General features: G+C 58.1%; 7 protein-coding genes. 4 read left to right on the top strand and 3 right to left on the bottom strand.

What is annotated here, in order from left to right; translation table 11 throughout:
- From AC04SH_RS34525 to AC04SH_RS34515, 3 genes are all read left to right on the top strand, one after another.
- A partial coding sequence (locus tag AC04SH_RS34525) for a hypothetical protein (RefSeq protein ID WP_488578057.1) occupies positions 1-184 on the top strand: 184 nt, incomplete at its 5' end.
- Between the two features lie 138 nt (positions 185-322).
- A complete protein-coding gene (locus AC04SH_RS34520) occupies positions 323-643 on the top strand; it encodes a hypothetical protein (protein ID WP_488578056.1) in 321 nt (106 codons plus the stop codon).
- A gap of 1,145 nt (positions 644-1,788) precedes the next feature.
- Positions 1,789-1,962 carry a hypothetical protein gene (locus tag AC04SH_RS34515; RefSeq protein ID WP_488578055.1) on the top strand — a complete coding sequence of 58 codons (174 nt, stop codon included), beginning with the start codon at positions 1,789-1,791 and terminating at the stop codon, positions 1,960-1,962.
- A 78-nt stretch (positions 1,963-2,040) separates the two neighbouring features.
- On the opposite strand, the gene AC04SH_RS34510 is transcribed toward AC04SH_RS34515, so the two are convergent.
- On the bottom strand, positions 2,041-2,304 hold the full coding sequence (locus tag AC04SH_RS34510; RefSeq protein WP_488578054.1) for a hypothetical protein: 264 nt from the start codon (positions 2,302-2,304) through the stop codon (positions 2,041-2,043).
- A 1,252-nt stretch (positions 2,305-3,556) separates the two neighbouring features.
- On the opposite strand from AC04SH_RS34510, the gene AC04SH_RS34505 reads away from it, so the two are divergent.
- Positions 3,557-4,432: an ATP-dependent DNA ligase gene (locus AC04SH_RS34505; protein WP_488578058.1), complete on the top strand. Its 876-nt coding sequence runs from the start codon at positions 3,557-3,559 to the stop codon at positions 4,430-4,432.
- Positions 4,433-4,657: 225 nt separating this feature from the next.
- Here the strand turns inward: AC04SH_RS34505 and AC04SH_RS34500 are convergent, their stop codons facing one another.
- Complete coding sequence (locus tag AC04SH_RS34500) at positions 4,658-4,885, bottom strand: hypothetical protein (RefSeq protein ID WP_488578053.1); 228 nt, start codon at positions 4,883-4,885, stop codon at positions 4,658-4,660.
- Positions 4,886-5,025: 140 nt separating this feature from the next.
- Complete coding sequence (locus AC04SH_RS34495) at positions 5,026-5,448, bottom strand: DUF6894 family protein (protein ID WP_488578052.1); 423 nt, start codon at positions 5,446-5,448, stop codon at positions 5,026-5,028.
- Positions 5,449-5,764 lie beyond the last annotated feature (316 nt).

Raw genomic sequence — 5,764 nt, 5'->3', positions numbered from 1 at the left:
CTATGACTTTGAAGCGGCGAAGGCCCGGCTGCGCGTGAAGCGTGCGGAGCGTTCGCTTGATCAAGCAAATCAGGCTTTGGACGACGATACCGGCGTTTGTCTCAGCCTTGCGATGCTCTGTAGTCGCATCGGATCCGACCAGCTGCGCCTTAAGGATGATCCCCTTAAGGATAATCCAAAGTAACGCCCGGTGACGCTCAATCGTCCACAATACTGACGTGGCACGATGCTCAACTTGGACCTTGCGACCGCAAGGGGGAACAAAAGTCCGGGAGCGATGTTTACCCAGCGAAGGGCACCGTAATTCCTCGGAGATCTGAAAATGAAGAATACCCTGATTCTGGGCGCGATGTCGCTTTGCCTGGCCGCGCCTACCTTGGCTTCGGCGGCCTCGGCCGACGTGGTCATTGCCACTAATCAGCACCGGTATCACCGCCATCACCACAGGCCCGCGATTGTCATAAATGAGGCCGGCCAGCGCCTCCATTATCGCAAGCACGGCCGGGAAGCTTTCTACGACCACGGCAAGCGCCATTGGCACGGCAAACGCTATTGGCACCGGAAGCACCGCTCTGACGACGTCGTGGTCATCAGGCGCGATGATCGCCCGCATCGCCATCGTCACGTCATCATCCAGAACTGAGTTCCGTCCACTGCAGGCCCGGCTCTGTGAATGAGCCGGGCCGACTGGAACAAGGAGTCTAATCCATGACACCGACCTTTCCTCTCAATCCTGAAATCGCCAGGAGCGGGCCAATATATCGGCAAGCCCGGCTCGCATTGCTGCAGCACGTACTCGTGCGGAGCATGGACGAAACCGACGCGGCCGCCCAACAGGTCGAGCGAGATATCGCAAGGCTGACAAAAGCAACTGCGCCCTCGCGCCATTAGCCGCGAGGTGCTGTGATGGATTACCTCAAATCGGTACTCAGGGAACTCCTGCCCGCCTGGCTCGTGCGAAAGACGGCCGACGTGGACATGCGTCCCGTTGAGCAGCAGCCGCCAATCCGCGACCTTGTAGGCGCAGCGCCACCGCGGCGGTATCGGGGCCCCGTGCCACAAGAGGGGCGGCGCTTCTCACGCTGATACCGTCCTGGCTTGGTTTTCCCGCGATCAAAGCTCATCTAGAGCGCGCCAGGATGTTTTGGACGTTGGAGTACCTGCCACTGTCCGCCGCGGGCTGTTCCCCTCGGTTGTGGTCGCGACATGCAGAGGTGTTCGATAATGGTTGACGAGACTCCGAAGGACTTCAGGCCGAGCTGAGGGTGAAGCCCTGAAAAGTGACGCGATCCTCCGGCTCTAGGGCTTCCTCAAAATAGACGCTTCGCGCAACAGCGATGTCCAATTGTGAGGCGCAAGGAAGCTGACAAGCTCGGTAGCTTGGGCTTCGGTAATCCCGGTCTCTTTCACCAGACGCCGCGCCGCAAGGCCGCTTCCTGTCTCGGTGATCCAACGTAGCGCGACAGACAATGGTTCCGTGTGCGTTTCAGCCGTAGGGGGCTTCACCGGCCCTGTCCTGTTCGGTTGGATAAATGGCGCTCTTTTCCCAGTGATCGTTTCAGGGCCGACCCGTCTAAGGATTAGCGGAACCTAATTTGCTGCCGCAACTTAATCTCGCATGAACGAACAGCCGAACCATAGGAAACTTGTACCCGACCCTCAGCCACGGCGGGAGGTGAGCAAGGGCGCATTGGTAGCGGCCGCGGCACTGTTTCTTGTCTCCTTCGTTCTGGTCGCTTTTTGGGTCCTTCAATGAGCAGGCGCGGAATTGACTTCCTAGAAAAATGGATGACGGAGCATCTGCCGAACGCCTTCACCGACGATCCGGCGGCAATTACCGACCTTGCCGATCAGGCTATTAAGGCGGCCGAAAAAGAGGGCATCAGCCTGGACGAGATCACCGAAGAAGTCGGCAGCGTGTTCGACGTCATCTTCGATGCGATGCAGAACCGCTCCAGATGATTTCGAAAGAACTCGCGGCCAAAGTCGAGAGTGTAGCCAAATTTCTCGAATTGATGGGGAATAAGAAGCGGTTTTTGATCATGAACCACCCTGGCCGGCGGCGAACTCTCCGTCGGTTTCCTCGCCGCGAAAGTTCTGCCGATCAGCCCTCTCGCGGCACATCTTGCCAGGCTCCGCGCCTTTGGCCTTGTCGACACCCGTCCGATGGCAAATTTTTATTTCTGCTTCTCCGAATGCGGCGCGCGATTGCCCATGCTGGATGGCTTGCTGGTTAGCGAAAAACCGCTCAAGGGGCAGCGATGAGAGCCGCGCTGAGCTGCGGGCTGTTTGTTTAAGGCTCACGAGACTCGAGGTTTCCAACTCCTTGACAAAGTTGGGCGGTCTGCGTCATTCATGGATGAGGGAAAAAGCGAGGGCGTATAAATGAAGAAAGCATATGAAAAGCCGGTGCTGAACAAAAAGGACCGGCTCTCCGCAGTGACAGCATCACCACCAGCCTCACAGATCCCGCCGCCGCCCCAGCCGCCAGCTTAAGTCGTTTGGAGGCGACCAGCCTCTATCGGTAAGAAAGCCAAGTCCGCCTGCTCGTGCCGGCGGGCTTTTTTTCTTTGAGCCGGGAACCAAGGGCAGGCGGCGATGTTCGCATGAGGCAGCGGAACGAAATGGCTTTCTCCTCCGCTGTAGATCGTACCTCCGTGAACGATCGGAGCCCGCTGACGTCTAACCCCACAAGGTCCGGCAGCGGGCTTTTCTTTCAATTGACTGGAACATCTTTCCGCAGAGATTGTTTTCAAACTCGGCGCGTGCTCCCTCGCACGCTCCGATGACCAGATGTCACCATCCTCGTCGGCCCGCGCGGCCTTGACCGAACGCGCGGGCCAATTCCCATCAGCCACCTGGTTTCGGCCGATGGGAAGGGTACCGCTTCCTAATTTCGCCGCTACGAAAAGAAAAACCCGCCGACCAAAGTCAGCGGGCCATCTTCCCTCGTACTACGCTAGGGTTCCAGGGATTGGCCCCCAACAACCCGGCGCCCCAGCCAACAACCCGGCGCCCTAGCGCTGACGAAGGTTATATTAGCTTGCCAGAACCTTCGCTGTAGCGAACTGGCAACAGCGGCCAGAATTCGCTGATTGCGCCCTTTGCACCGCTCAATCGCTCTCTGCCGGATCTAACGTGTTCGCTGAGTGGAGAAGGGGCTAGGCCGATAGACCGTAAGGACTAATTGCCCACAATATAAGCTTTAGCTAATTTGTTCTCGACGAGTAAGCCAACCCCTCGTCAGCCTTTACGATATTTAAGCCCGCTGGCCCCCTGGCGGGCTTTTTTTGTTTTCCTCAACCTCGTTGAATTCCCCTTTTGGAAACCACGTGCCGTAACCGTTAATTCAACCATTTCTGGTATTTAGATGTCTGTGGGAGCGGCTCCGACACTGGGTTGTGGGTAGGGGTTTGCCGGAGCCGCCTACGCAGTCGGTTGGGCAATTTGACCGCGCCGTCCTATTTTGGGACAGCGCGGTCAATGATCCGTTAAAATTTTCCGGAACTAATCAAGCGCATGCTAATTAACTCGCCGGGTTGTGGGTGTGTTGATGCTGCGTCTGAAGTTCGTCGAGCCTTTGTTGCCGACTCTTGTCGAGAAGCCTCCCGAAGGCGGCGACTGGATTCACGAAGTCAAGTTCGACGGCTATCGATCCCAGATTGTCAAGGATGCCGACCGGGTCCGCGTCTTCACCCGCCGTGGCCTCGACTGGACGACTAAGTACCGTGACATTGCCAAGGCTGCCGGCGAACTCGATGGGGCGCAAACTGCCATCATCGACGGAGAGATCATCGTCCTCAACGATGCTGGGCAGTCCGACTTCGCAGCGCTGCGTAAGGCGATCACACAGCGGCAACACGACCTCTATTTCGTCGCCTTCGACCTTCTGCACCTCAACGGCCACGATTTGCGGGACATGCCACTGGAGGACCGGCGCGAGATACTGGCCGCGATGATCCCAGAGGGGCGACGCATCCAGTTCAGCCAGGCTCTGCCGGGCGATGCCGCAGCAATCTTCCATCTTGTCGATCAGGCCGGGCTTGAAGGAATGGTTTCGAAGCGCAGGGACAGCGTTTACCGGAGCGGGCAATCGACCAATTGGTTGAAAGCGAAGTGTTACACCATCGGCGAATACGACCTGCTCGGCGTCGAGCGCGAGCCCGGCCAACCGGCCTTTGCCCTGATGGCCGAGCGCGGCAGCGGACGCTATATCGGCTCTGCCTTCATCAACTCGAGTCGGGAAATCCGCGACCGGCTCTGGAAACGCGTCCAGGAGCACGCTGGCCCGGCGCCGAAGGGCATGAAGCGGCCGGCGACGCAGTGGGTCAAGCCGGGCCTGATCGGCCGTGTGAAGCATCTGCGCGGCGAGGCCGACTTGCGTCATGCATCGCTGCAGGACTTTCGAGAGGACGACGCTCACTTGCGGTAACGCCTATCAGAAGGCTCGCGACGGGCGCTAGTGGCCGGGAATTTGGATGAGCGTGAAGATCATGCGCGCTTGTTCAGCGCCGCGACGGCTAGCTGAAATGAACGGGCGGCAGCGTCGCAAGCAGTCCTCGATGGACCGTTTATCTGGAGGATGGTCGCGGCGGCCCGGGGCGTCAGGCCGTATTTCTGGGCGAATGCGACTTCGTCATACGGATGGTCATCGGCATCAGGATTCGGACTCGCCACACGCTTGCCCATTGGGTGGCCCTTTCAGTTCTGGATTGGGAAGGTTCAGCGCGATACGTTGGCCCGCAGCGTACGCAAGCGCGTAGGCCTCTTTTTCGAAAACAGTGACTTGTTCCTTGCCAGCGCGCGTCACTAGGACGAACCAGTCGCCCATGTTCTCGATGATCTCAACGCTGTTTTGAGTCTCTTGGATAGGATTATCAGGCACCACTTTCATCCTTCACGGGCGAAAGCACCTGAGTTGACTTCCAAGCGTCCGGTTGCGGGTTATGGCGGACGACCACATCGCCATACACCTTCGGGGGCAAGCCCGCTATAAAGTATGACGTACCCGCGAGATTCAGAGATCTACCGACTCACAATCAGGCGATTGATCTCGCTTTCAGCGACTGAGAATAGGCTGTCTAGGTCCTCAAGCGATTGCGAAAAGCCGTCTTCGGCGAACTCGCGGCGAATTGCCCTTACCTGAGTTTTGACGCGCCCCAGAGCTGCAGCCCAGCGGTCCTGCCCTGGTTGCGGCTCGCCGCCAATTGTTTGCACAATCCAGGCAGACGCCAAGGTCAGACTGGCACGATAAACGAATTGCCCGTCGCCATCCCGCACCCTTACCGAGAACGTCCGGTGCGGACCGTCGGGAAGGAATTCCCGCGCAATAGCGGGCAGAACGTCCATTGCCTGGTAGCTTACGTCGTTCAACGACACGCAGGCCGATCCCTCAGCGTCGCTGGTGAATTCCAGTCCATCGTGAATGTCAAAAAAATATTGAGACATGTGCGGCTTCAAATTCGGGCGGGAGTCGCTTACTCTCAGGCGCCAGACTGCCGTTAACGTCGCTGGCGATACAGCCAAAACCTTTGGACTTGCAAAACGTTCCGTGGCGACGGCTTTGGTGGTAGGCGACGTTCCGCTTTTCAATCTTCGTTCCCCAAGAGCATGATCGTCGTTCTGACGTTGGGGAAGCACATCAGCGGAACCTAATAAACGTCGTCAGCTTATCTTCTGATGAGCACCCGCGGCACCGACTTTTTGTACAAGTGGATTTCGGCCAACGTCCCCGAGACCGTCGGCGCTGACATCATCTCTGTTG

It is taken from the genome of Mesorhizobium sp. CNPSo 4688 (genome assembly GCF_057784295.1).
The sequence above is the reverse complement of the archived record's forward strand: the minus strand, read 5'-3'. Positions and strand labels throughout refer to the sequence as shown.

What these genes read in the sequence shown, in the direction of transcription:
- AC04SH_RS34520 (WP_488578056.1), top strand. Translation starts at nt 323, where the DNA reads ATGAAGAATACCCTGATTCTGGGCGCGATGTCGCTTTGCCTGGCCGCG.
- AC04SH_RS34515 (WP_488578055.1), top strand. Translation starts at nt 1,789, where the DNA reads ATGACGGAGCATCTGCCGAACGCCTTCACCGACGATCCGGCGGCAATT.
- AC04SH_RS34495 (WP_488578052.1), bottom strand. Translation starts at nt 5,448, where the DNA reads ATGTCTCAATATTTTTTTGACATTCACGATGGACTGGAATTCACCAGC.